The organism is Psychrobacter sp. (assembly GCF_036731945.1).
In the GTDB taxonomy this organism is placed as follows: Bacteria; Pseudomonadota; Gammaproteobacteria; order Pseudomonadales; family Moraxellaceae; genus Psychrobacter.
Genome location: NZ_DAINDI010000006.1, coordinates 34056 through 37376, shown reverse-complemented (window position 1 = coordinate 37376; position 3321 = coordinate 34056). Strand labels below are relative to the sequence as shown.

At 41.2% G+C, this 3321-nt stretch carries 3 protein-coding genes; all 3 read left to right on the top strand.

Translation table 11 applies throughout. The features are described 5' to 3' along the window. Positions 1-34 precede the first annotated feature (34 nt). A complete protein-coding gene (locus tag V7D75_RS02250; protein ID WP_333613237.1) occupies positions 35-847 on the top strand; it encodes a crotonase/enoyl-CoA hydratase family protein in 813 nt (270 codons plus the stop codon). Between the two features lie 259 nt (positions 848-1106). Beyond that, on the top strand, positions 1107-2366 hold the full coding sequence (locus tag V7D75_RS02245) for a multidrug effflux MFS transporter (RefSeq protein WP_102077342.1): 1260 nt from the start codon (positions 1107-1109) through the stop codon (positions 2364-2366). A gap of 383 nt (positions 2367-2749) precedes the next feature. Next, positions 2750-3321 (top strand): substrate-binding periplasmic protein (locus V7D75_RS02240; protein ID WP_333613236.1); only part of this gene is annotated, 572 nt, incomplete at its 3' end.

The following is a 3321-nucleotide window of genomic DNA, read 5'->3' as shown; positions in this document are numbered from 1 at the left end:
ATTATAGTTGTTTTATTTATTATTAAGGATGATTATGCACGCTATTGCCACTTACCAGTATGAGACATTACAAGTCAGCGCCACTGATAATATAGTCACGGTGACCATTAATCGACCGGAAAAAAAGAACGCCATGAGTTTTAAAGTGGTGCAAGAGTTAATTGCGGTCGCAGGGCGTATCAGTAAAGATAAAGCGGTACGCGCGGTAATTCTTAACGGCGCGGAAGGCACGTTTTGTGCTGGTATTGATTTGGGCGATTTAAACCATCCTAAAAACCAAGCGTTTGCGCTATGGGAGCTTATTAAACCTTGGCAAAGCCTATTCCAACGCGTCTGCTTGGTTTGGCGTGAAGTGCCTGTGCCAGTGATTGCGGTTTTAGAAGGCTATTGTATTGGCGCGGGCTTACAGTTAGCGCTGGCTTGTGATGTGCGTATTAGCCATCCTGAGTGTAAATTGTCTATTATGGAAGCTAAGTGGGGGCTAGTTCCTGACATGGGCTTAACGCAATCAGGGTTTGGCGTCGTACGCGCTGATGTCTTAAAGGAGTTGGCAATGACCGCGCGTACTGTGGATGCCGAAGAAGGCCAAGCGCTTGGCTTGGTCAGCCATTGTAGTGAAATGCCACTCGAGCAGGCGCAAAAGCTTGCCGCCGAGTTTGCTGAGCGCTCACCCGATGCGGTGCTGGCAAGCAAACGCGTTATTAATGCCATGTTTGACCAGCCAGCTACGACGCTATATAAAGAAAAATTTTGGCAACTAAAAATGATGTTTGGTCGCAACCGTAAACTGGCGCTTCGAAAAGCCAAGCAAGCCAGTACCGCTTTTGGCAAACGTCAATTCCGTTAAAAAATCAGCCATATTTGGCAACTGTATTTGAATGAGATAGGAGTATTTTATTCACATCAAGCATCTATTGAATTACAAGCAGATAGTGCAATATAGCACTATCTGTTTTTTTATCTGTTTACGTTGCTGTGTTTGCGTTGCTGCTTGTTTGTAGACAGTATTTTTAAAAGGCTTGTTTTGCAATAAAAGTCGATTAAAATTACCCAACAAACCACGTATCAATAATAAAATAATCCTTCCTCTATCATATGGTCTCATTATGTCTGCTCCAAAACCCTCCCTGCCCAATAAACCCAATGCTGCTGACCGAGTGCGCTCTGCTGATTTGCCCGTTGCATGGATTATGATGCTTGGGCTTATTGTAGCGGTCGGGCCATTATCGATTGATATGTATTTGCCAGCATTGCCATCTATGGCAGAGGATTTTGGCGTATCGACGGCGTTTATGGCCAACTCTGTGCCAGCCTATTTCTTAGGTCTGGTTTTTGGTCAGCTATTTTATGGTCCTTTTAGTGATCGCGTCGGTCGCGTCAAACCGTTATATATGGGTATGATTTTATATGTGATTGCCTCGATTGTCTGTGCGACGACCGATAATGAATACGTATTGTTCGTCGGTCGAACCTTTCAGGCGCTCGGCGCGTGCGTGGGGGCGGTTGTGACGCGTGCAGCAATACGTGATCGCCTGACAGCCAAACAAACCGCCAAAGCTTTTTCTATTATGATATTGGTCATGGGCTTAGCGCCGATATTAGCGCCATCTCTTGGGGCTTTATTTTTAAAGTTCTTTAGTTGGCATTCTATTTTTTGGTTTTTGGCCGCCTTTGGGGCGTTAAATTTATTACTGACCAAGTTTTTCTTTTTTGAAACCTTGACTGAAGAAAACCGTAACGTCCGTCCTGCCAAAGAAGTGCTCAGCCAATATTGGGATTTGTTAAAAGACCCAACCTTTAATTATCCCGCGATTGGTGGCGGCTTATTAATGGGTGCGATGTTTGTCTATATCAGCTCAGCTTCTGAATTAATCATGGATACTTATGGTGTCTCGGCCACGCATTTTGGTTGGCTATTTGGCATGAATGCAGCAGGGTTTGTAGGTTTGACCCAGCTGAATCAATGGCTGACCAATCGTTTTCGTATCTTAAGTATCCTACGTTTTGGCGCGATGATGCAGGTCATCTCAGCGGCGGCGCTGTTTGTAACCGGTATAGTCTTTGGTACGGATGCATGGTTGCCGCTGGTTTTAGCCTGTATTTTCTTTTGTATTGCGGGCTTGGGTCTGACGCAACCAAACGCCTCGGCCATTGCGCTTGCTTTTCAAAAACGCCGTGCGGGTATGGCCAGTGCTTTGCAAGGCTCGTTGATGTTTTCGGTCGGTATTTTTGGCGGTTTATTATTAAACTTATTCCCTCTTAATCCTGTGTTAAAAATAGGTATTGCACTCTTTGTCTTGATGAGTTTGGGTGCATATTTAATTTGGCAGATAGACCGTGATTTGGATTTGGATACTGCGGAGTGATTAACCGATAAATTTCATGTAAATTTAGTTTTCATAAAAAAGTATTCAGAGCGTTGCAAGTGCCTGAATACTTTTTTTATGTCTGCTATTTTCTCAATTCACCTTCGTACTTTTGATAATTCCTCTCAGATTTATATTTATGACAAATATTTGTTGTCCTATTTTCTAGATCATAATCTTGCTCGTAACTGCCATTATACATACGTTTGTTGCCATATATAAAAATATGTACGCTATAGCCGAATATAAATGTTGCAATAGTAGTTTTGCTAAACTATCATCCAACGTAACTTTATGTAAATAAAAATTGTGAAATTATATCTAATTCTACAGAATTGTTTTTCACTTATTTGTAGGATAACGTTAAGGCTTAAGGATAGAATATGAAACAGTTATATAAAATCTTACCGATTATACTGAGTGTGGGTTTATTTGGGTGTGGAAATTCATCTAATCAAAGCGATACTAGCTTGGCTAATAAAGCAGAGGTAGAAAATAAAGAAGAATTTGTCAGCAAATTACCTGATACAGCGCCAACTGTTAAGGTAGGCACTGAAGCCAACTATGCGCCTTATGAGTTTAAAGATGAATATGGGAATGTAACTGGTTTTGATATAGAGCTGATGAAGTATATTGGTGAAAATCAAGGGTTTAAAGTTGAAGTTTACAATGATCCTTGGGAAGGTTTGTTCGATAATTTAGATAGTAAAAGTCGAGATATGGTGGCAGCTGGTCTTACTTATAGTAGCGAGCGTGCTAATAAATATCTATTGTCTGATGCCTACGCACCACTTCCTACTAGTCTTGTTTATTTAGATGATTCGTTAAATATTAAATCATTGAATGATTTGAGTAACCTGCGCATTGGTGTATTAAACAATTCTGAACCTTATGAATATTTTCTACAAGGTAACTATAAAGTTGGTGCTTTAGAGCCATATCCCACAACATTTGC